The organism is Nocardia sp. NPDC052316, assembly GCF_044547795.1.
In the GTDB taxonomy this organism is placed as follows: Bacteria; Actinomycetota; Actinomycetes; order Mycobacteriales; family Mycobacteriaceae; genus Nocardia.
This window is the reverse complement of sequence record NZ_JBIUBB010000003.1, coordinates 1076098-1096934: the sequence shown is the minus strand read 5'-3', so window position 1 is coordinate 1096934 and position 20837 is coordinate 1076098. Positions and strand designations below refer to the sequence as shown.

Sequence of the window (20837 nt, the reverse complement as noted above, 5' to 3'; positions counted from 1 at the left end):
TCGGCCGCCACGGCCCCGACATGGGCGAAGGCCCCGGTCCAGTGGACCGGGGCCTTCGGCACAGGTGTCTATCAGGCGTTGCCGGAGAGCTTCTCCCGCAGTGCCGCCAGCTGCGCGTCGCTGGCCAGCGAACCGCCGGCCGACTCGGACGAGCTGGACGACGAGGAGGACGCCTGCGCGCCGCCGCTCTCGGAGGAGTAGTTCGACGAGCCGCCACCGTTCGCGGCCTCGGCCGCGGCGTCGGCCGCCATCTTCTCCATCTGAGCGGTGTGCATCTTGTGGCGACGCTCCGCCTCGGCGTACCGGCCTTCCCACTCTTCGCGCTGCTTGTCGAAGCCCTCGAGCCACTCGTTGGTGTCGGGATCGAAGCCCTCGGGGAAGATGTAGTTGCCCTGGTCGTCGTAGCTGTCGGCCATGCCGTACTTCGACGGGTCGAACTCGGCGTGGTAGTCCTCGTTCGCCTGCTTCAGCGACAGCGAGATCCGGCGACGCTCCAGGTCGATGTCGATGACCTTGACCATCGCGTCGTCGCCGACCGCGACAACCTGGTCCGGGACCTCCACGTGGCGCTCGGCCAGCTCGGAGATGTGCACCAGGCCCTCGATGCCCTCTTCGACGCGCACGAACGCACCGAACGGAACCAGCTTGGTGACCTTTCCTGGCACGATCTGGCCGATCGCGTGGGTCCGGGCGAACTGACGCCACGGGTCTTCCTGGGTCGCCTTGAGCGAGAGCGAGACCCGCTCGCGGTCCAGGTCGACGTCGAGGACCTCGACGGTGACCTCGGTGCCGACCTCGACAACCTCGGACGGGTGGTCGATGTGCTTCCAGGACAGCTCGGAGACGTGCACCAGGCCGTCGACGCCGCCCAGGTCCACGAAGGCACCGAAGTTGACGATCGAGGAGACCACACCCTTGCGGACCTGGCCCTTCTGCAGCTGGTGCAGGAACTCGCTGCGGACCTCGGACTGGGTCTGCTCGAGCCAGGCGCGGCGGGAAAGAACGACGTTGTTGCGGTTCTTGTCCAGCTCGATGATCTTGGCCTCGATCTCCTTGCCGACGTACGGCTGGAGGTCGCGGACGCGACGCATCTCGACGAGCGAGGCGGGCAGGAAGCCGCGGAGACCGATGTCGAGGATCAGGCCGCCCTTGACGACCTCGATGACGGTGCCCTTGACGGCCTCGTCCTTCTCCTTGAGCTCCTCGATCGTGCCCCACGCGCGCTCGTACTGCGCCCGCTTCTTCGACAGGATCAGGCGGCCTTCCTTGTCCTCCTTGGTGAGAACAAGAGCCTCGACCTCATCGCCCACGGAAACGACCTCGTTCGGGTCGACATCGTGCTTGATGGAGAGTTCGCGGGAAGGGATGACGCCTTCGGTCTTGTAACCGATGTCGAGCAGGACCTCGTCGCGGTCGACCTTGACGATGGTTCCTTCGACGATGTCGCCGTCATTGAAGTACTTGATCGTGGCGTCGATGGCGGCGAGGAAATCCTCGGCGGAGCCGATGTCGTTGACGGCTACCTGCGGCGAGGTGACGGTGGTGGGCATATGTCGGTTTGCTCCGGACGGATTGTGGTCGGTTGCGGACATTGGAACTTTCGGTACGCTGGCGAATTCACCGCGGTGGTGTGAAGACGGACACTAGGAACGTACCGCACGTAACGCACGTGAAACTCAGCGCGGGTGGTTTACTCCGGTACGGCTGTACAGAAGGCACTCGCGCGTTCAGCGTACGCGACCTTGGTCCAGGCGGGCAAACCGGTCCGGCCGCCACGCCGGGATACGCTGACGGCGTGTCGGAAGATCGCCATGCAGAGGCAAACACACTGCTCGGAACCGCCGGGACCGCGCGCACCCGGATCGGCTCAACCGCTAGTCAACAGGCCAGCCGCCGCTGGTGGGACGCCGACGCAAGCCAGTATCACCAGACGCACGCCGACTTCCTCGGCGTGGATTCCCCAGACGGCGAATTCGTCTGGTGCCCGGAGGGCCTGCACGAGGGCGACATGCATTTCCTCGGCGAGGTCGCGGGCAAGCGGGTCCTGGAGATCGGCTGCGGTTCGGCGCCGTGCGCACGCTGGCTGGCCGGGCAGGGCGCACACCCGGTAGGGCTCGACCTGTCGATGGGCATGCTGGCGCGCGGCCGGGCCGCGATGGCACGGGGCGGGCCGCAGGTGCCGCTGATCCAGGCGGGCGCCGAGCTCCTGCCCTTCGCCGACGAGTCCTTCGACCTGGCCTGCTCGGCGTTCGGCGCGATTCCGTTCGTCGCCGACTCCGCCCAGGTGATGCGTGAAGTCGCCCGGGTGCTGCGGCCGGGTGGGCGCTGGGTGTTCTCGGTGAACCACCCGATGCGCTGGATCTTCCCCGACGATCCCGGCCCGGCCGGGCTCACCGCCGCCATCCCCTACTTCGACCGCACTCCTTATGTCGAGGTGGACGGCGAGGGTGAGCCGACCTACGTCGAGCACCACCGCACCATCGGCGACCGGGTCCGCGAAATCGTGGCGGCCGGGTTACTGGTGGTGGACATCGTCGAACCGGACTGGCCGGAGTGGCTCGACCGCGAGTGGGGTCAGTGGAGCCCGCTGCGCGGCGAGATCTTCCCAGGCACCGCCATCTTCGTCACCGAGAAACCCGAGCGATGAAGACGACGGCGTCGGCGCCGTCGAGTGCGGCCGGGCTCAGCGGGCCGTAGCGGTGGTCGGTCGAGACGCGCGCGGTGACGTCCGAATCGAGGGCGGCGGTCAGTAACCGGGCGGGGAACAGCGCCCGGTCGGCGGTCGCGGCCGAGAGGGCGGCGTGCAGGCTGTGCGGATCATCGTGCGGTGCCGGGGCATCGGCGCAGTGGCCGTAATCCGCCGCGATGAAGACGTACTCGGTATTCAGGGTGGCCGCCGCGAGCGCGCCCGCGCTCCACCAGCGCCACGACAGGTCCACGCCCTCCCACTGGCCCTGCCAGCTCGACTCCGTCCGCTGGAGGTGGCTGTTGTGGGCGAACACCAGACAGGGCCCGCGATGCTTCTCGATGCGGACGATGTCGAGCAGGTTGTCCGCCATCATGCCGTCGCGCAGCCCGAGCAGGATGGCGGCGCGGTCGGGACCGGGCGTAGCCATCGCGGCGTGGTAGCGGAGCAGTCCGTGTGCCATCCGGGCGAGCAGGTACGCACGCTCGAAGTCGTTGTCGGAGCTGGCTTGTCGCAGACCGGGGGCCTCGGTGGTGTAGACCGCGAGCAGGTCGTCGGCGGCCAGCCGCAGGGTGCTGGCGCGGTCGGAGTGGCCGATGGAGCGGCCCGGATCCATCATCGCGTCGGGGTTCGTCCAGTCGGCGTCGTCGCCGAGCAGGGTGTCCAGGGTTTCGGTGTCATGCGGAAGTCGTTCGGCGGGTAGATGTTCGCGCAGAAAGGCGTGTGCGCCGAGCAGCGTGGCGCGGGGGCTCGGCGCGGCGGTGATCTCGGTCGGGGCGTCGAATCCGTAGCAGCGCACCTGGTATCGCGGATCGCGGTCGGCGTTGTAGTCGCGCAGCCAGGCGATCAACTCGTGGTTGGACGGCCACGCGTCGAAGCCGTGGTTGAACCCCGCCGCGACAACCTCGGCCAGTTCGCCGCGACCGGTCCGCACGTAGTCATCGAGGACAGCCGCTGCGACGCAGTCGATCTCGAGGGCGATGGAGCGGTAGCCGTGGTGTTCGACCAGATACTTCAGGAGTTCATTGCGCAGCAGGGGGAAGGCCTCGACTCCGTGGGTCGGCTCACCGAGGCCGAGCAGGGCGGGCGGCCAGTCGAGTGTGTCGAGGAATCGGCCGATGGTCGCGCCTGCTTCGGTGTCGCCGCGGAAGTGGAGGCCGATGTCGTGCACGGAGAGTTGCCTGGTCATGCGGTGCCTTTCTGGGTGTGCCATCCGGTACCTTCGACCGTATCGTTGAACAATCGGTTGAGACTTTGCGTCGCCTTGGTTGGTGATATGCGCGGAAACCTTCAAACTGGGGAGATGGCAGCGCGAACTCTGCGGCCCGCCGACCTGGCTCGTGAGCACGGTTTGTCCACCCAGGCGGTCCGCAACTACGAAGACGAGGGGATCCTGCCCGCCGCCGAGCGCAGCGATGCCGGGTACCGCCGATACACCGAGGTGCACGCTCGCGCGTTGCGCGCGTTCCTCGCCTTGCGTGCGGGGTACGGACACCAGCCGTCGGCCGCGATGCTGCGCGCCGCACACTGCGGCGACGAGGCGGCACTGTTCCGTCTGATCGACCAAGCGCACGCCGATCTGCTGCACGAACGCAAGACGCTCGACGAGGTCGCCGCCGCCCTCGGCACCCTCGCCGCCGCACCACGACCGGTCGAAAACCCCTCCCACGGCCTCACTATCGGCGCTTTGGCGCATCGCCTAGGCATGCATCCCGCATCGCTACGCAAGTGGGAAGCGGCGGGCATCCTGCGCCCGCACCGCGAACGGTCCACCGGTTACCGCAGCTACCCGCCCGACGTCGTGCGCGACGCCCACCTGACCCGGCAACTCCGTCGCGGCGGCTACCCACTCCCCCGCATCAAGCTCTTCGTGGATCACCTACGCGCCGTGGAAGATTCGGATGACCTGTCGGATGTGCTGGACGAATGGCGGACCCGCCTCAACCGTCGCAGCCGAGCCATGCTCGCCGCCGCACCCCACCTCGACGCCTACCTCAGCGCGGACCGATCCGCCCAACAGGACGTGGCGGCGACTGCACACAACTAGGCCCCGCCGCCATATGCGTTCTGGGGCAGGGCCTTTCACAGAGCACCGGTGGCGAAGTTCGCTTCGCCGCCGGTGCTCGTGATCATGATTTAGGTTTGCGGCCCGCCTGTTCGAGCGCCAGCCGTAGGGCGAATTCGATTTGGGCGTTGATGCTGCGCAGGTCGTCGGCCGCCCACTTCGCGATCGCCTCGTGGACGGCCGGATCGAGCCGTAGCAGCAGCTTCTTGCGCTCAGCCATGGGCTTCGGCGCTCAGTTGTAGAGCGAGCCGGCGTTCACGACGGGCTGGGTGGCTCTGTCACCGCAGAGCACGACCAGCAGGTTCGACACCATGGCGGCGCGGCGCTCCTCGTCCAGCTCCACCACACCCTGCTCGGTGAGCCGGTCGAGCGCGAGGCTGACCATGCCGACCGCGCCCTCGACGATCTGGGTGCGGGCGGCGACCACCTGGGAGGCCTGCTGACGAACCAGCATGGCCTGGGCGATCTCCGGGGCGTAGGCGAGGTGGGTGATGCGGGCCTCGAGCACCTCGATGCCGGCCAGCATGGTGCGGTCGCGCAGCTCGACGGTGAGCTCCTCGGCCACCTCGCTGCCGTCGCGCAGGCTGGTGCGGGTGTCGTCGTGCGAGTCGTAGGGGTGCGTGGTGGCCAGGTGCCGGACCGCGGCCTCGGACTGGGTCTGCACGTACTCCTCGTAGTCGTCCACGGCGAACGCGGCCTTGAAGCTGTCGACCACCTTGTAGACCACGACGGCCGCGATCTCGACCGGGTTGCCGTCTGCGTCGTTGACCTTCAGCTTCTGCGTCTCGAAGTTACGCACCCGCAACGAGATTCGCTTGCGGTCGGTCAGCGGCAGCACCGAGTAGAAGCCGGGTTCGCTCACCGAACCGATGTAGCGGCCGAAGAACTGGACCACCTGGGCCTCGTTCGGGTTCACGATGATGAGGCCGGTCGCCGACAGCAGCAGCACCAGCACCAGGAAACTCGCGACGATCGCCCCGATGAGCGCGGGCAGGTTGCCGTTCTGTGCCGCCGCGAGGTAGCCGAGCGCGGCCAGGCCGCCGAACAACAGGGTGAGCACCAGCCACGCCACCAGCACCAAGAAGCCGTTGACGTGTAATGCGGGCCGAAGCTTCATGACATCCTCCAGGTATCAAAGTGATATCACGAAGATAGCAGACGATGGCGGTGGATGGCAGCACCGAATTCCGGGAACCGCGCTGGGCCCTGGGGTACTCGAAGCCGAGCCCCCAGGGCGACGGTGGATCAGTTCACCGCGGGACGGATATTGCGGTTGAAACGGAACATGTTGTGCTGGTCGTACTTTGCCTTCAGCTGCGCGAGATGTGCGTAGGTGCCGGGGGCGTACCCGGCGCGGGTCTGGTTCTCGTCGGCGTCGACGCCCGCACCGTAGAGGAAGTTGAGGCTGTGGCCGATGGTCCACGGGGCGAGCGCGCTGCGGATCTTGTCCTTGGCCGCGGTGGGGTCGTCGGGCTCGGTGATGACCCGGACGACGTAGGCCGCGTCGCGGTGGTCGACGGCGGTGCCGTTCCCGCTCGGGCTGCTCAGTGCCCCGCCGAGGTGACGCAGGTCGACGACGGCGTCGGTCCCGGAGTCCGGTCCCGCAGCGGCGAGCAAGGCGGACAACGTCTCTGCGGTCAGTTCGCCGAGCAGCGCGTTGGTGGCCGCGTAGGCGTGCGGGTGATCGGGGTCGCTGTGGATGGTGTGCGACTCGGTGTAGGGCATCACGCGCAGGTCGTCTTTCAGGCGGTCACCCACTGCGCGCAGCGGGGCGACCAGCCGTTCGCCTTCCGCGGCAGCACCATTGAAGGCGATCCGGAACGAGGCCACGAAGCGGCCGCGCAGCGGGGCGGGGACCTGCGGGATGTCGGGGAAGGTCAGGGTCGCGACGGTGGAGGTCAGCCGGTCGGGAACCGTTGCGGTCCACCGCCGCCAGACCTCGAGGGCCTGCTCGACCAGCGGGGTGTCGAAGACGAGCTGGCCACCGTACACCTCGGTGACCGGCAGCAGCGCCAGCTCGACCGCGGTGACCACGCCGAAGTTGCCGCCGCTGCCGAGGACCGCGCCGAACAGTTCGTCGCCGGGGACGAGCCTGCGCACGCGGCCGTCGGCGGTGACCAACTCGACAGCGCGCACCTGCTCTGCGGCAAAGCCGAATTCCCTTGCCAGCAAGCCGATCCCGCCGCCGAGCAGATAGCCGACGACGCCGACCGAAGGCGAGGAACCGTTCAACGGTGCGAATCCGTGCGCCGCGGCCGCCTCGACCAGCGCACCGGCACGCACGCCCGCGCCGACGCGTGCGGTCGCGGCCGCGGGGTCGATCTCGATGCCGGTCATCCGGCGAGTACTGATCAGCACGCCCTCGTCGGCCGCGACCGACAGGCCATGCCCGGTCGCCTGCACCGCCACCGGAAGATCCTGCCGCGCGGCGTATTCCACTGCGGCGCGAACGTCCTCCGCGTGCACGGCGCCGACAACGAGCGCGGGCCGGTGCGTGTAGGCGGTCTGGAAGCCGGCGATCTCCTCGTCGTAGCCGGGGTCACCCGGGCGGAAGATCGGGCCGGTGAAGGTGTCGCTGTCGATGATGTGCGCTGCGGTGTTTCCCATGCCTTCGACGATGCTCGCCGCGACGCCAGAAGTACAACAGATAGTTCTTCTCGAACCTAGAATCAATAGTTATGGAACTGCGTCAGCTCCGCTACTTCGTCACCGTGGTGGAGGAAGCCAATTTCACCCGCGCCGCCGCGCGCCTGCACCTGGCCCAACCGGGGCTGAGCGCGCAGATCCGCCAGCTCGAACGCGAGCTCGGCCAGCAGTTGCTCGACCGCGGCGGCCGCACCGTGACACCGACCGAGATCGGCACCGCGGTGCTGAAGCACGCCCGCGCCGCGCTCGCCGCCGCCGAACGCATCACCGAGACCGTGGACGAATTCACCGGCCTGCTGCGCGGCCACGTCCGGGTCGGCCTGATCTCCGGCGCCGCCACCGAGGAGCTCGACGTCGCCGCCGTACTCGCGGACTTCCACGACGACCACCCCCAGGTCGGCATCAGCCTCACCGAGGACACCTCCGAACGCATGCTGGCCGCACTGAGCCGCGGCGAACTGGATGTCGCGCTGGTCGGCTTGACCGGCGCGCCAACGGATTCCGGCATCGGCCTGGACGTGGTGCTGGAAACCGCCGTCGTCGCCGCGGTAGCCGCAGGCAACCGAACCCACGGCGCCGACGTCTCGCTCGCCGACCTGCGCGAGCACCCGCTGATCTGCCTGCCCCCTGGCACCGGCGTCCGCGGCGTCCTCGAACGCTCCTGCGCCGCAGTGGGCTTCGAGCCGAACATCGCCTTCGAAGCCGCCGCTCCCCCACTGCTGCTCCGACTGGCCGCCCGCGGCCTCGGCATCGCCGTCGTACCGGAGTTCACCGCCGCGGAGGCAAAAGCCTTCGGCGTACGCACGATCCGCATCATCGAGCCCGAGCTACGCGGTCGGCTGGCCCTGGCCTGGCGCACCGACCGCCCCGCCGCCCCGGCGGCGAAAGTCCTCATCGGCCAGCTACGCATCGCCCTGCGCACCAACCCATGACCGTCGGAAGTGGTTGCGCGAGGCAGAAAAAAGCCGCACATCCTTTGCGTTACCCGCACACCCGTATCGGCGGTGTGCGGCTCAGGCAAAGAATGTGCGGCTCAGCGAATTTCAGAGGAGGCGGGACAGGAAGGCTTGGGTGCGTTCGTGTTTGGGGTTGGCCAGCAGCTCGCGCGGGGCGCCTGCTTCGACGATCACCCCGCCGTCCATGAAGACCAGCTTGTCGGCCACCTCGCGGGCGAAGCCCATCTCGTGGGTGACCACGACCATGGTCATGCCGGACTGAGCCAGTTCGCGCATGACCTGGAGGACCTCGCCGACGAGTTCCGGGTCCAGGGCCGAAGTGGGCTCGTCGAACAGCATCAGCTTGGGGTCCATGGCGAGGGCGCGGGCGATGGCCACCCGCTGCTGCTGGCCGCCGGACAGCTGGGCGGGGTAGGCATTCGCCTTCTCCGCCAAGCCGACTCGGTCCAGCAGCTCCTGCGCCTTGGCCATCGCATCGGCCTTGCGGACCTTCTTGACCTGGATCGGCGCCTCGATCACGTTCTCCAGCACGGTGCGGTGCGGGAACAGATTGAAATGCTGGAACACCATGCCGATTTCGCGGCGCTGCCGGGCCGCCTCGCGCGGATGCAGCTCGTAGAGCTTGCCGTTCTTCTCCTGGTAGCCGACGAGTTCGCCGTCCACGTAGAGCCGACCGGCGTTGACCTGCTCGAGGTGGTTGATGCAGCGCAGGAAGGTGGACTTGCCCGAGCCGGACGGCCCGATCACGCACAGCACCTCGCCGCGCCCGATCTCCAGCGAGACACCCTTGAGCACCTGCAGCGCGCCGAAGTTCTTGCACACCCGGTCCGCGACGATCATCGGTTGAGTGTCTGCGGCAACACTCGTATCCGCACTCATTTCGCCTTCACAATCGTCTGGGCGTCGGCCAGGTCCTGCAGCTGCTTACCGGTCAGCTGCCTGGACAGGCCGCGCGAGTAGTAGCGCTCCAGGTAGAACTGCCCGACCATCAGCACGCTGGTGATCGCGAGATACCAGGTGGCGGTGACCAGCAGCAGCGGAATCGGCTGGAAGTTCACGCCGTAGATCTCGCGGGCCCGGCCGTAGAGGTCGGTGCTCAACGGCAAGGCGGTGACCAGCGAGGTGGTCTTCAGCATGCCGATGAGCTCGTTGCCGGTGGGCGGGATGATCACCCGCATTGCCTGGGGCAGCACCGTCCTGCGCATGGTCAGGCTCCAGGACATGCCGAGCGCGGTCGAGGCCTCGCGCTGTCCTTCACCGACGGAGTTGATGCCCGCGCGCACGATCTCGGCCATGTAGGCGGCTTCGTTGAGCCCGAGGCCGATCACCGCGAAGGTGAACGCGGCCTGCATGTTCTGCACGTTCAGCTCGAACAGGTGCGGGCCCCACGGGACGCCGAGCACGATCTGCTTGTACAGCGACGGGAACAGGCCCCAGAACACCAACTGCACGAAAACCGGTGTGCCACGGAAGATCCAGAGATACACCCAGGCCGCCGAGCGCAGCACCGGGTTCGGCGACAGCCGCATCACTGCGAGCAACGTGCCGAGAGAGACGGCGATCGCCATGGCGAGCACGGTCAGTTCGAGGGTGACCACCGCACCGGCGAGAATCCGGCTGTCGAACAGGTACTTCCGGTAGGTACCCCACTGGTATGCGTCGTTGGTGGCGGCACCGTAGACGAACAATCCGACGAGCACCAGGATGACCGCGGCGGCGATCCACCGGCCGGGCCTACGCAGCGGAACCGCTTTGATCGGTTCCGGTTCGTTGGAATCCTCTGCCACACCGGGCCCGGGGTCACCGGGCTCCGGCTTGGTTTCGTTCGAGGTCATGCGATCAGCTCGCGGCGCCGTTGATGACCGACTTGCTGATGGCGCCTTCCTCGACGCCCCAGTTCTTGGCGATCTCCAGGTACTTGCCGTTGTCGATCAGGCTCTGCACGGCCTGCTGCAGCACGGCGGCCAGCGGCGAGCCCTTCGCCACGGCCCAGCCGTAGAGCGCCGCACCGTAGGCCGCGCCGGTCTTCTCGATCTTGTCCTCGCTCTTCTGGATCGCGTACACCGTCACCGGCAGGTCCGCGGCCATGGCGTCGACCTGGCCGAGCATCAGCGCGTTGGTCGCGGCGCTCTGTTCCTCGAAGGACTTGATGTCGATCGCGGGCTTGCCTTCGTCCTGGCACTTCTTGCTCTTGGCGGGCAGATCGTCGGTGTCCTGAATGGTGGTCGCCTGCACGGCGACCCGCTTGCCGCAGGCGTTGTCCGGGTCGACCGGCTTGCCCTTCTGCTGCGCCCACTGGGTGCGCACGTTGAAGTAGGTCGTGAAGTCGACCTGTGCCTCGCGCTCCTTGGTGTCGGTGATCGAGGACATACCGACGTCGTAGGTGCCCGCCTGGATGGTGGGGATGATCTTCTCGAAGGCGGACTCGAGGTACTCGGCCTTCACACCGAGGGTGGCGGCGACGGCGTCCATCAGGTCGACGTCGTAACCGACGATCTTGCCGCTGGGATCCTTGTACTCGTTGGGCTGGTAGGGAATGTTCACGCCGACAACGAGCTTGCCGGACTGCTTGATCTTGTCGGGCAGCTGCGCCGCGATCGAGTCGACCTTGTCGACCTTCACCTTCTCCGCGGCGGGCCCGGTGTCTTCGGTATTACTACAGCCCGTCAGGACAAGTGCGCCGCCAGCGAGTACACATACCGCCTGCAGGGCGCGCCTGCCAAGAACCGATCGAACAGACACAGCAGCCCTCCACATTTCGGATTCAAGAAACCCGGGTGTCACCACCCGTTGGCAATCTAAGCGACCGAGACGCTTCGTGCTGGACAGTAACGGAACTTTCATCCGTTCCTTGTTGAACACTCCGAGCTACCACACTCTGACTACCGGCGGTGGACCCTAGCACAAACCTGTTCGGTGAACTCGCTGGTCGATGCCTGTCCGCCCAGGTCCGCCGTGGCGATGCCCGCTTCGAACGCGGCGGCGACACCCCATTCGATGCGCTCGGCGGCGTGCTGGAGGTCGCCGCGCCGGTCGCGAGTCCCCAACCAGCGCAACAGCATTGCCGCCGACAGTTGCAGGGCGGCGGGGTTGGCGCGGTTGCGCCCCGCGAGGGTCGGCGCCGCGCCGTGCACCGCCTGTGCCATGGCGTGGGTGGCCGAGCAGTTGAGCGAAGCGGCCAGACCGAGCGAGCCGCTCAGCTCGCCCGCGAGGTCGGAGAGGATGTCGCCGAACAGGTTCTCGGTGACCAGCACGTCGTAATCGGCGGCCGCGCGGACGAGATGGGCGGCCGTCGCGTCGACGTGTTCGTCGCCGACCTCGACGCCGGGATAGGCGTGGGCAATTTCATAGCACACGTCGCGGAACAGACCCATCGTCATCGGCAGCACGTTGGCCTTGTGCACAATGGTCAGTCGTTTGCGGCGCGTCGCGGCGAGCCGCAGGGCCTCGTGCGCAATCCGCTCACAGGCCTGCCTGGTCACCACGCCGACCATCATGGCGACATCCTCGGTGGGCCGGAACTCCCCAGACCCGGCGAACATATTGCGATCGGCGTAGAAACCTTCGCTGTTCTCCCGGACGATCACCAGATCGATCTCCGGCGCCGCCGCCCGCGCCCCGGCGAACGCGCGGGCCGGACGGATGTTGGTGGACAGCCCGAAGCGCTTGCGAATGGCACCGCCCGGCGCGACCGCGGTGCGATATTCGGCCGGATAGGAGGCGTTGTCGTGCGGGCCGAGGATCCAGGCGTCCACCCCGTCCAACGCCTGCAAGGTCTGCTCCGGCAACGGGTCGCCATGTTCTTCGATGGCCCGATGCCCCATCAGCAGCGGCACCCACTCGATCGGTGCGGCACCGGCCGCCGACACCGCCTCGTCGACGACCCGCCGGGTGGCCTGCACCACTTCCGGTCCGATGCCGTCGCCGTCGATCAGCCCCAGCCGCACCGGGGGCCCGATCTCCGCCCTCACGTTCGCACCTCCCCGAGGCTCGACTCCGGCGTGCGCTCGACCGGGCGACGTCGCCGGCTCACGATGACACGCTCGGCGCTGTCGGCGAATCGCGTTTCTGGTTCACCGCATCATCCTCGCGCCGCGCCCCACCCGGCGGCGCACCGACCCACCGTCCGGAGACCATCTGGTCAGGCGGGATTTCCCGGCGGCGCGGGTGGGTATACGGGCAGAGGACGGCGATCAATACCGCGCGTGCCGATCGGCCGTGGATGATTTAGGCAATGGCCGGCGTTGTAGTCGGCATACCGAATACGAGAGGACGTCATGGCCACCCAGACGCTGACCCAGCAGAATTTTGACGAGGTAGTCACCGGAAACGACGTGGTACTCGTCGATTTCTGGGCTGAGTGGTGCGGCCCGTGCAAGAGCTTCGCACCCACCTTCGAGGCCTCTTCGGAGAAGCACGCCGATGTCGTGTACGGCAAGGTCGACACCGAGTCCGAGCAGGGGCTCGCGGCCGCCGCCAACATCCGCTCCATCCCGACCATCATGGCCTTCCGCGAGGGCGTGCTGGTGTTCGCGCAGCCCGGCGCGCTGCCGGCCGCCGCGCTGGAAGACCTGGTCACCCAGGTGAAGGAGCTGGACATGGACGAGGTGCGCAAGCAGCTCGCCGAGCAGCAGGCCGGCGCCGAGCAGTAATCAACGCAGAGCAGTAATCAGCGGAACCAACAGGGCCGTTCCTCTCGGGTGAGAGGAACGGCCCTTGTGCGGTGTCAGCTACCGAGCAGATTCACGCCGGCAATCATCGCGCGAACCGTCGATTCCGCGCTGTCGTCGGCCAGCGCAGCGCCCCAGCCGCGGCGGCCATTGCACTCACACTGCACGAAGGTTGCGGTGCCTTCGCCGGTGCGGCGCTGGTGGAACTGCAGAATTTCGACGTGGTAGCCCTCCTCGTAGAGGGCCGAGGTCATCGCCGCGACGAGGCTGCCCGAGGCGACCACCGTGCGCAGGTGGTCGGTGAACTCCAGCGTCACGGCGAAATCGGCGCTTCGGCTACCCGCGGGCGACCAGTCGCCGAGCCGAATCGGCCCGGTGTGCTCGCAGTAGCGATCGTGGAACTGCGCCGGGGTGAGGTCGGCGCTTTCGTGGCGCAGGCCCTTGGGGGCGGCGGCATGGAACGCGCGGGTATCGAGAGTGAGAATTGTCATTGAAAGTAGGTCTTCCCGAGGAATGTCGTGGCTCAGTTGACAGAGGGGACCAGCACTAACAAGTCATTCAGCCCGCAGCGAGGGGGCCGGTCCGAATCAGACCCCGCTACGGCGGGTTACTACGAGGAGAAGTCGCCGCTGCGCCACCATCGCGGTAAGCGGAATTAGCGCGGCGCTGTCGCGGTCTGCGACGTTGAGCGCTGCGCTGTGGCGGTCGGCGGGATTCGGCACGCGCTTGAGGATAGGGACATCTCGGCGCAATAGCAACCATATTTGATGCCCGTTTTGTCTACCGGCCGGTAGCCTTTGCCCAGCTCAGGGCCGCACAGCGGCAATGCGGGCCGATCACGGCCGTTACGCGCGGCACATGTTCAGCTCGGCGTCATCTACCCGACATCTGCGTAGGCGTGTCGGGAGGGCGTGTCGCACCGGTGGAACGACGCGATCCGGGCCCCCGGGACCCGGATCACGTGGGATGGCCCCTCGGCGAGGACCTCGCGCGAAGCGCGGTGCATCAGTCGGCGACGACCTCGTTCAGCTTTCCGGTGGCCACGTCGAAGATGAAGCCACGGATCGAATCCTTGTGCGGCACGAACGGACTGGCCACAATGCGGGCAATCGATTGGCGCACATCGGTTTCCAGGTCGGTGAACGCCTCCGCCGCCCACTCCGGCTTGATGCCGACCTCCTGCTGGATCGACGACTTGAAGTCGTCGTCGGTGAAAGTGAGCATGCCGCAGTCGGTGTGGTGGATCAGGATGATCTCGCGGGTACCGAGCAGGCGCTGACTGATCGCGAGCGAGCGGATCTCGTCGGCGGTGATCACGCCGCCCGCGTTCCGGATGACGTGCGACTCCCCCTCCTGGATGCCAAGTGCGCCATAGACATTCAGCCTCGCGTCCATGCACGCCACCACCGCCACCTGCTTGGCGGGCGGCAGCGGCAGCGGTCCGGTGAAGCTGCTCGCGTAGGCTGCGTTGTTCTGCAGGTACTCATCGGTGACGGTCATGGGCGGTCCCCTGCGGTTAGGTATGCGTGGCTACTTATATGTGGCGTGGCCCACGGTAAAGACGCGCGAGGGAGAGCGGACCGGTCCTGCTCACCGTGATTCGTTTACTGGCGTGCCGACAGCGACACATGCTCGTCTCACATTGCGAGGTCGCCGGCGTGGTGGGCAGCTGCTGGAGCGTCGAATGCGGGTCCGGCAGTGGGACGACTTGACCCTGACGCTGCGTCAGGGTCGGAGGCTTTACCCATGATCAACAACACCACCTCCGAAGTTCGGCTCGCTCCCCCGATCGGCGGATTTCAGGAGATCGGAGGCCGCCGGGTCTTCCTGCACCGGTCGGGTAGCGGGCCCGCCGTCGTGTTCTTGCCGGGCGCCGGCGCCGTCGGTCTGGACTATTTAGTTGTCCAGCAACAGGTTTCACAGTTCACCACCGCAGTGCTGTACGACCGTGGCGGCACGGGCTACAGCGATCCGATTCCGTTGCCGCGCACGGTCACCGCGGTCGCCATGGAACTACACGAGTTGCTGCACGCCCAGCAGATCCCCGCACCTTACGTGCTCGCACCGCACTCGCTCGGCGCCTGCTACGCGCATCGGTTCGCGCAGCTGTACCCGCGGGAAGTCGCCGGACTAGCCTGGTTGGACGGACTGCACCGCGACTGGGACGACTTCATGCCACCGGCGGCCACCCTCGCCGAGTTCGAGCGGCAGGCACCCGGCCCCGCGCAGCTCGAACAGCTACGCCCGACCTTGCGCGCGATGAACACCGAGTTGTTCGCGGACTACCCGGAGCAGGTGCGGCGATCGCTCGTCGAGGCCAAGGACAGTGCCGGATGGCTCGCGGCCGGCCTCGCCGAGCGGGGCACGCTGGCAGCGCTCGCGGCCGAATTGCAGGCTGGGCCGAACATTCCGGACGTTCCGGTGGTCGCACTCAGCGTGATCGGCGAGGACCCCACGCAAGAAGCGGCGACTTTGCGAGCGATGCATGACGGCCGGATCCGGATGGACGCGGCGCTGGTCGGTTCGGTCTCGCATGGAGAGCAACGCATCGTCTCCGACACTCTGCATCACCGGCTGTGCTTCGACCGTCCCGACGCGGTGGTCCAAGCGATTCGCGACGTGATCGATCGGGCAGCCGACTGAGCGCACCCACTCCGGCGCAGTACCGTCCTAGACTCGGCGCGATCACGTTTCGCGAAGATCCGAGGAGGACGGTGCTCACGATCGGCCAGTTGGCGGCGACCGCCGGCGTAACCGTGCGTACCGTTCGGCACTACCACCAGGTCGGGCTGCTGCCCGAGCCCGACCGCGATGCGTCGGGTTATCGCCGCTACCGCGCGCAGGCGGCGGTGGATCTCATCCGGATCAGGACGCTCGCCGATGCCGGTGTGCCGCTGGCCCGTATCGACGTCCTGCTGCACGCCGAGCCGACCGAGTTCGCCGCCGCCATCACCGACATCGACGCCACGTTGCGACGCAGGATCGACGAGCTCAGCGAGTACCGCCGCCGGATCGCCGAGCTGGCTGGTGGCGAAAGTCTTGTCCTGCCAGCCGAAGTCGTCGCCCTCCTGAACCGGATGCGCGACCTCGGGGTGAGCGAGCAACGGGTGCGCCTCGAGCGTGACGCATGGATCCTGATGCAGGCACTGGAGCCACACACCATGCCGCAACGGATACGGGACAAGAACGCGGGCTTGGACGACCCGGAGACGATGCGCCTCTATCTCGCCTGCGATCAATCGGCCGAGTGGGATCCGCAGGACCCACGCCTGGACCAGCTCATCGACGACCTGGACGCCTGGGAGATCCGGCGCGAACGCGACGGCGGTGCCGCCGGGTACCGGAAGCTGGTCACCGCGCAGATATCCGACGCGTCACCCGCATGGCAGCGCGTCCTCGAAGTGCTCGCCCACCGCGCCGAGAAACGCCGCACGGCCGCGGCCGACTACTGACCGAGCGGTGGGCCGACGGCGAGACCGGAGATGAGCTGCTCGATCACCGAACGGGCCGCCGCGGCGTCGGCGGAGCCATCTTCGGTGTGCGCCAGGTACTGCGAGGCCTCGTCCAGCGCGCCCACGATGATGAGCGCCAGCGGGCGCACGGGTTGAGATCTCACCCGCCCCGCGGCGATGGCGCCGGCCAATGCGTTCTCCAGCAGACCGATCGTGTGCTGTCGTTCGATCTCGCGCCACCGGTGCCAACCGAGCACCACAGGACCGTCCAGCAGCGCGATCCGTTGCACTTCCGGAGCCGTCGAGGCCTGCAACCACGCCAGGCAGCCCACGATCAGGTCGGCGAGTGGATCACCGGAGTCCGACGCGGCGACCGCGGTCCCGATCACCGCGACCAGGCTCCGTTCCAGATCCTCGAAGACCGCCTCGAACAGCTCACGCTTCTCACTGAACTGGTGGTAGAGCGCACCACGGCTGACCCCGGCCGCCTCGGCAACCGCGACCGTACTCACCGCGCCATATCCGTGCTGCCCGAACAGTTCTCGGGCGGCGCGGATCACCGCACCCCGGGTCGAGGCCGAACGTTCGGCTTGGGTTCGTCGTTCAGCGTTCATGGCGACGTCGAAGTCTAGGCCAGCACCGAACCCGGCTTCGATCCGAGCCATCGCACCCCTTGACCGGCGGTGCGGACATCCGGGAACATACAGTCAGCCTGTTTGTATGTTAGAGAGATTCAGCATTATGTCCGCAAGCACCACCGAACTTTTCGAGCGCTATCACGCCTGCTGGGCCGACCGCGACCCCGACCGCATCGTCGAATTGCACACTCCCGACTCGATATTCCATCTGCACTCCGGTAGCGAACCCGCGCGTGGCCGCGCCGAAATTCGCGCCGCCGCCGCGCAAACCTTCGCCCTGGTCCCCGATCTCACCTTCCATCTGGTCAATCTGCGGGTCGGCGACGACTTCTGGGTGGTCCAGTGGCGGCTGACCGGCACCTCGGTCACCGGCAGCCCCGTCGAGGTCGACCTCGCGGACCTGGTCCTGGTCGAGAACGGCGCGGTGCGGGAAAAGCACTCCTACGTAGACGGAGTGGCGATGCAAGCCGCGCTGGCGGCACCCGCCGATATCGCCTGACCCGGCAGATGCCTTCACCCACAAGGGTTCGCGTGCGGCGCGGCGCCGCGGATCCGGTCCGCTGACCGGACTGGATCCTCGGCCGCCACCGCCTCTGCTGGCACGCTGCGAGCGGACGGCATGTTTCGACTGCCGTTCTCCGATAGCGGCATCGAGGTGATCGCGTGCAGAACCAGTGGACAGCGTGGAAAGAGGCGTGGAACGAGACCGACGCGCTGCGCGGCCCGCACCGGATCGACACCGGGACAGGCGCATTTGTCCGCCTTCCTCTCGCCGAGCCGACAGATCTCGGTCCGCCATCGGCGACCTGACAGCGCGGGTGCGTCCAGCACCCGGCAGGTGCACTGAATCGCGGTGCCGAGCTGGTCGGATCACCCGCAGCACGCGTGGATGATCCGCGGCGACATCGCCGGACACCGCGCGCCGCGCGGCAGCGGTCACCGGCGGAGCGCGGCGCGGCAAACGACCATCCTCAGTGCGCGGCGTTGTCCCAGCTACGACCGGTACCGACCGAGACGTCGAGGGGCACCGAGAGGTGGATCGCGGCGGCCATTTGTTCCTTGGCCAGCGCCTCCAGGGTTTCCCGTTCGCCCTCGGCGACCTCGAACAGCAATTCGTCGTGGATCTGCAGCAGCATCCTGGAGCGCAGGCCCGCGGCCTCGATCGCCTTGTGCACGTTGATCATCGCGACCTTGATGATGTCGGCCGCGGTGCCCTGGATGGGGGCGTTGAGCGCCATCCGCTCGGCGGCCTCGCGGCGCTGCCGGTTGCTGGAGTCCAGGTCGGGCAGGTAGCGGCGGCGGCCGAACAGGGTCGAGGTGTAGCCGACCTTGCGGGCCTGCTCGACCACCTCGTACAGGTAGTCGCGGATGCCACCGAAGCGGTCGAAGTAGACGTCCATCTGTTCCTTGGCCTCGGTGGTGCTGATCTTCAGCTGCGCGGCAAGGCCGTAGGAGCTCAGGCCGTAGGCCAGCCCGTAGGACATCGCCTTGATCCGGCGGCGCAGCTCCGGGGTCACCTCGGCGATCGGGATGTCGAAGGCCTTGGACGCCACGAAGGTGTGCAGGTCCTCACCCGAGTTGAAGGCCTCGATCAGGCCCTCGTCGGCGGACAGGTGCGCCATGATGCGCATCTCGATCTGGCTGTAGTCGGCGGTCATCAGCGACTCGTAGCCCGCGCCGACGACGAAGGTGTCGCGGATCTGCCTGCCGGTATCGGTGCGGATCGGGATGTTCTGCAGGTTCGGCTCGGTGGAGGAGAGCCGGCCGGTGGCGGCGATGGTCTGGTTGAACGTGGTGTGGATGCGTCCGTCGTCGGCGACGCACTTGAGCAGACCGTCCACGGTCACCTTCAGCCGCGTCGCGTCGCGATGCTCGAGCAGGTGCTGCAGGAACGGGTGCTCGGTCTTCTCGAACAGCGACTCCAGCGCGTCGGCGTCGGTGGTGTAACCGGTCTTGGTGCGCTTGGTCTTCGGCATGTCGAGCTCGTCGAACAGCACCACCTGCAGCTGCTTGGGCGAGCCGAGGTTGATCTGCTTGCCGATCACCTCGTAGGCCGCGTTGGCCGCCTCGGTCACCTTGTCGGCGAACTGGCGCTGCAGCGTCTCGAGCTGCTCGGTGTCGACCGCGATCCCTGCGTCCTCGAGATCGGCCAGCACGCTGAGCAGCGGCAGTTCCATGTCCTCCAGCAGCGGGACGGACTCGATCTGCTGCAGTTCGGTGTCGAGCGCGTCGGCGAGGTCGGCGACGGCCCTAGCGCGCAGCATCTCGGTCTGCGCGAGTTCGGCGTCGACGGTGTCCTCGTCGTCGAGCAGCGAGAGCTGCGGGGTTTCATCGGTTTCGGCGCGCAGTTCGCGGCGCAGGTAGCGCAGCGAGAGGTCGTCGAGGTTGAAGCTGCGCTGGCCGGGGCGGACCAGGTAGGCGGCCAGCGCGGTGTCGCAGGTGAGCCCGCCGAGCGTCCAACCGCGTCCGCGCAGCGCGTGCATGGCGGCCTTCGCCTCGTGCAGCGCCTTCGGCACGGCCGGGTCGGCGAGCCAGGCGCCCAGTGCCGCTTCGTCTTCCGGGGTCAGGATCGAGACGTCGATGTAGCCGCTCTCCCCGTCGCCCGCCGCGATGGCCAGCGCGCGCACGTCACCGTTGCCGGGAGTGCCCGAGCCCACGATCGAGACACCCTGCCGGACACCGGCTTTCGCGTGCTCGGTGAGCCAGTCGGCGACCGCGCCGACCTCCAGCGCGCCGCCGCTGATCTCGAAGCCCGCCTCGGCTTCCGGCTCCTTCGGGGCCAGCGTCTCGAACAGCCGGTCCCGCAGCACCCGGAACTCCAGGTCGTCGAAGAGCTGATGGATCTTGTTGCGGTCCCACGGCTGCTGCGCCAGCTGATCCGGCGTGTACGGCAGCGGCATGTCGCGCACCATCTCGGTGAGCTGACGGTTCAGGATGACGCTGCTCAGGTTGGCCCGCAGTGCGTCACCGACCTTGCCCTTCACCTCGTCCACCTTGTCCACCAGCGAGTTCAGGTCGCCGTATTCGCGGATCCACTTGGCCGCGGTCTTCTCCCCCACGCCGGGGATGCCGGGCAGGTTGTCGCTCGGGTCGCCGCGCAGCGCCGCGTAGTCCGGGTACTGGGCGGGCGTCAGGCCGTATTTGGCGAACACCTCGTCGGGGGTGAACCTGGTCAGGTCGGAGACGCCCTTGCGCGGGTAGAGCACCGTCACGTTCTCGTTGACCAGCTGGATGGCGTCGCGGTCACCGGACACGATCAGCACCCGGAAACCCTCGTCCACCGCGCGCGTGGTGAGCGTGGCGATGATGTCGTCGGCCTCGAAGCCCTCGATCGCCATCACCGGGATGCCCATCGCGCCGAGCACGTCCTTGGTGAGTTCGACCTGCCCGCGGAACTCGTCCGGGGTCTGCGACCGGTTCGCCTTGTACTCCGGGTACGCCTCGGTGCGGAAGGTCTTGCGATTCACGTCGAACGCCGTCGCTATGTGCGTCGGTTTCTCGTCGCGCAGCAGGTTGATCAGCATCGCGGTGAATCCGTACACCGCGTTGGTGGTCTGCCCCGTCACCGTCTTGAAGTTCTCCGCCGGTAGCGCGAAGAACGCGCGATAGGCGATCGAATGCCCGTCCAGCAACAGCAGAGTCGGCCGGTCTCCCGGTGCGGATTCGCTGGAGCCGGACGCGGTGGCAGGACGCTGAGCAGTCGTGGGTGAACTCACGCCCCAGA

The 20837-nt window shown here is 67.5% G+C and carries 20 protein-coding genes; 7 read left to right on the top strand and 13 right to left on the bottom strand.

Going from position 1 to position 20837, the window contains the following annotated elements:
• Positions 1-71: 71 nt before the first annotated feature.
• On the bottom strand, positions 72-1550 hold the full coding sequence (gene rpsA / locus ACIHA7_RS17835; RefSeq protein ID WP_397290579.1) for a 30S ribosomal protein S1: 1479 nt from the start codon (positions 1548-1550) through the stop codon (positions 72-74).
• A 245-nt stretch (positions 1551-1795) separates the two neighbouring features.
• Between rpsA and ACIHA7_RS17830 the strand changes: the two genes are divergently transcribed.
• A complete protein-coding gene (locus ACIHA7_RS17830) occupies positions 1796-2647 on the top strand; it encodes a methyltransferase domain-containing protein (protein WP_397290577.1) in 852 nt (283 codons plus the stop codon).
• Here ACIHA7_RS17830 and ACIHA7_RS17825 read toward each other — a convergent pair.
• Complete coding sequence (locus ACIHA7_RS17825) at positions 2625-3875, bottom strand: erythromycin esterase family protein (protein WP_397290575.1); 1251 nt, start codon at positions 3873-3875, stop codon at positions 2625-2627. The genes ACIHA7_RS17830 and ACIHA7_RS17825 overlap by 23 nt on opposite strands.
• A 114-nt stretch (positions 3876-3989) precedes the next feature.
• On the opposite strand from ACIHA7_RS17825, the gene ACIHA7_RS17820 reads away from it, so the two are divergent.
• A complete protein-coding gene (locus tag ACIHA7_RS17820; protein WP_397290573.1) occupies positions 3990-4733 on the top strand; it encodes a MerR family transcriptional regulator in 744 nt (247 codons plus the stop codon).
• A gap of 82 nt (positions 4734-4815) precedes the next feature.
• On the opposite strand, the gene ACIHA7_RS17815 is transcribed toward ACIHA7_RS17820, so the two are convergent.
• From ACIHA7_RS17815 to ACIHA7_RS17805, 3 genes are all read right to left on the bottom strand, one after another.
• A complete protein-coding gene (locus tag ACIHA7_RS17815) occupies positions 4816-4971 on the bottom strand; it encodes a hypothetical protein (RefSeq protein ID WP_186818832.1) in 156 nt (51 codons plus the stop codon).
• 12 nt (positions 4972-4983) lie between these two features.
• On the bottom strand, positions 4984-5868 hold the full coding sequence (locus ACIHA7_RS17810) for an SPFH domain-containing protein (RefSeq protein ID WP_397290570.1): 885 nt from the start codon (positions 5866-5868) through the stop codon (positions 4984-4986).
• Between the two features lie 128 nt (positions 5869-5996).
• Positions 5997-7358: an FAD-binding oxidoreductase gene (locus ACIHA7_RS17805; protein ID WP_397290568.1), complete on the bottom strand. Its 1362-nt coding sequence runs from the start codon at positions 7356-7358 to the stop codon at positions 5997-5999.
• Positions 7359-7429: 71 nt separating this feature from the next.
• On the opposite strand from ACIHA7_RS17805, the gene ACIHA7_RS17800 reads away from it, so the two are divergent.
• Complete coding sequence (locus ACIHA7_RS17800) at positions 7430-8329, top strand: LysR family transcriptional regulator (RefSeq protein WP_397290566.1); 900 nt, start codon at positions 7430-7432, stop codon at positions 8327-8329.
• Between the two features lie 111 nt (positions 8330-8440).
• On the opposite strand, the gene ACIHA7_RS17795 is transcribed toward ACIHA7_RS17800, so the two are convergent.
• The 4 genes from ACIHA7_RS17795 to ACIHA7_RS17780 all read right to left on the bottom strand — a co-directional run bounded on the left by ACIHA7_RS17795 (position 8441) and on the right by ACIHA7_RS17780 (position 12324).
• The gene (locus tag ACIHA7_RS17795; RefSeq protein WP_397290564.1) at positions 8441-9193 is read right to left on the bottom strand and encodes an amino acid ABC transporter ATP-binding protein; all 753 of its coding nucleotides are present in this window, start codon (positions 9191-9193) and stop codon (positions 8441-8443) included.
• Between the two features lie 35 nt (positions 9194-9228).
• Positions 9229-10188 carry an amino acid ABC transporter permease gene (locus tag ACIHA7_RS17790; protein ID WP_397290562.1) on the bottom strand — a complete coding sequence of 320 codons (960 nt, stop codon included), beginning with the start codon at positions 10186-10188 and terminating at the stop codon, positions 9229-9231.
• A gap of 4 nt (positions 10189-10192) precedes the next feature.
• On the bottom strand, positions 10193-11110 hold the full coding sequence (locus ACIHA7_RS17785) for an ABC transporter substrate-binding protein (protein ID WP_397290560.1): 918 nt from the start codon (positions 11108-11110) through the stop codon (positions 10193-10195).
• A gap of 125 nt (positions 11111-11235) precedes the next feature.
• Complete coding sequence (locus ACIHA7_RS17780; protein ID WP_397290558.1) at positions 11236-12324, bottom strand: isocitrate/isopropylmalate dehydrogenase family protein; 1089 nt, start codon at positions 12322-12324, stop codon at positions 11236-11238.
• A gap of 306 nt (positions 12325-12630) precedes the next feature.
• On the opposite strand from ACIHA7_RS17780, the gene trxA reads away from it, so the two are divergent.
• A complete protein-coding gene (trxA, locus tag ACIHA7_RS17775; protein WP_135235996.1) occupies positions 12631-13005 on the top strand; it encodes a thioredoxin in 375 nt (124 codons plus the stop codon).
• 74 nt (positions 13006-13079) lie between these two features.
• Here trxA and ACIHA7_RS17770 read toward each other — a convergent pair whose 3' ends face one another.
• Both ACIHA7_RS17770 and ACIHA7_RS17765 read right to left on the bottom strand, forming a co-directional pair.
• Positions 13080-13514 (bottom strand): 2-keto-3-deoxygluconate kinase, encoded by a 435-nt coding sequence (locus tag ACIHA7_RS17770; RefSeq protein ID WP_397290556.1) that lies wholly within the window; start codon positions 13512-13514, stop codon positions 13080-13082.
• A 514-nt stretch (positions 13515-14028) separates the two neighbouring features.
• Positions 14029-14523, bottom strand: a complete 495-nt coding sequence (locus ACIHA7_RS17765) for a beta-class carbonic anhydrase (RefSeq protein WP_397290554.1) — start codon at positions 14521-14523, stop codon at positions 14029-14031.
• A gap of 246 nt (positions 14524-14769) precedes the next feature.
• Here ACIHA7_RS17765 and ACIHA7_RS17760 point away from each other — a divergent pair, with 246 nt between their 5' ends.
• Positions 14770-15666: an alpha/beta fold hydrolase gene (locus tag ACIHA7_RS17760; RefSeq protein WP_397290552.1), complete on the top strand. Its 897-nt coding sequence runs from the start codon at positions 14770-14772 to the stop codon at positions 15664-15666.
• A 71-nt stretch (positions 15667-15737) separates the two neighbouring features.
• Positions 15738-16475, top strand: a complete 738-nt coding sequence (locus ACIHA7_RS17755; protein ID WP_397290550.1) for a MerR family transcriptional regulator — start codon at positions 15738-15740, stop codon at positions 16473-16475.
• Here the strand turns inward: ACIHA7_RS17755 and ACIHA7_RS17750 are convergent.
• Complete coding sequence (locus ACIHA7_RS17750) at positions 16469-17089, bottom strand: TetR/AcrR family transcriptional regulator (RefSeq protein ID WP_397290548.1); 621 nt, start codon at positions 17087-17089, stop codon at positions 16469-16471. The two genes, ACIHA7_RS17755 and ACIHA7_RS17750, sit on opposite strands and share 7 nt — an antisense overlap.
• A 127-nt stretch (positions 17090-17216) precedes the next feature.
• On the opposite strand from ACIHA7_RS17750, the gene ACIHA7_RS17745 reads away from it, so the two are divergent.
• Positions 17217-17612 (top strand): nuclear transport factor 2 family protein, encoded by a 396-nt coding sequence (locus tag ACIHA7_RS17745; protein ID WP_397290546.1) that lies wholly within the window; start codon positions 17217-17219, stop codon positions 17610-17612.
• 472 nt (positions 17613-18084) lie between these two features.
• Here ACIHA7_RS17745 and polA read toward each other — a convergent pair whose 3' ends face one another.
• Positions 18085-20829, bottom strand: coding sequence for a DNA polymerase I (gene polA, locus ACIHA7_RS17740; RefSeq protein ID WP_397290544.1), 2745 nt, complete (start codon positions 20827-20829; stop codon positions 18085-18087).
• Positions 20830-20837: the final 8 nt, after the last annotated feature.

Coding starts and splice junctions, on each gene's coding strand:
- ACIHA7_RS17750 (WP_397290548.1), bottom strand. CDS start 17,089: ATGAACGCTGAACGACGAACCCAAGCCGAACGTTCGGCCTCGACCCGG.
- trxA (WP_135235996.1), top strand. CDS start 12,631: ATGGCCACCCAGACGCTGACCCAGCAGAATTTTGACGAGGTAGTCACC.
- ACIHA7_RS17795 (WP_397290564.1), bottom strand. CDS start 9,193: ATGATCGTCGCGGACCGGGTGTGCAAGAACTTCGGCGCGCTGCAGGTG.
- ACIHA7_RS17800 (WP_397290566.1), top strand. CDS start 7,430: ATGGAACTGCGTCAGCTCCGCTACTTCGTCACCGTGGTGGAGGAAGCC.
- ACIHA7_RS17790 (WP_397290562.1), bottom strand. CDS start 10,188: ATGACCTCGAACGAAACCAAGCCGGAGCCCGGTGACCCCGGGCCCGGT.
- ACIHA7_RS17815 (WP_186818832.1), bottom strand. CDS start 4,971: ATGGCTGAGCGCAAGAAGCTGCTGCTACGGCTCGATCCGGCCGTCCAC.
- ACIHA7_RS17825 (WP_397290575.1), bottom strand. CDS start 3,875: ATGACCAGGCAACTCTCCGTGCACGACATCGGCCTCCACTTCCGCGGC.
- ACIHA7_RS17760 (WP_397290552.1), top strand. CDS start 14,770: ATGATCAACAACACCACCTCCGAAGTTCGGCTCGCTCCCCCGATCGGC.
- ACIHA7_RS17770 (WP_397290556.1), bottom strand. CDS start 13,514: ATGACAATTCTCACTCTCGATACCCGCGCGTTCCATGCCGCCGCCCCC.
- ACIHA7_RS17785 (WP_397290560.1), bottom strand. CDS start 11,110: ATGTGGAGGGCTGCTGTGTCTGTTCGATCGGTTCTTGGCAGGCGCGCC.
- rpsA (WP_397290579.1), bottom strand. CDS start 1,550: ATGCCCACCACCGTCACCTCGCCGCAGGTAGCCGTCAACGACATCGGC.
- ACIHA7_RS17810 (WP_397290570.1), bottom strand. CDS start 5,868: ATGAAGCTTCGGCCCGCATTACACGTCAACGGCTTCTTGGTGCTGGTG.
- ACIHA7_RS17765 (WP_397290554.1), bottom strand. CDS start 14,523: ATGACCGTCACCGATGAGTACCTGCAGAACAACGCAGCCTACGCGAGC.
- ACIHA7_RS17820 (WP_397290573.1), top strand. CDS start 3,990: ATGGCAGCGCGAACTCTGCGGCCCGCCGACCTGGCTCGTGAGCACGGT.
- ACIHA7_RS17805 (WP_397290568.1), bottom strand. CDS start 7,358: ATGGGAAACACCGCAGCGCACATCATCGACAGCGACACCTTCACCGGC.
- ACIHA7_RS17745 (WP_397290546.1), top strand. CDS start 17,217: ATGTCCGCAAGCACCACCGAACTTTTCGAGCGCTATCACGCCTGCTGG.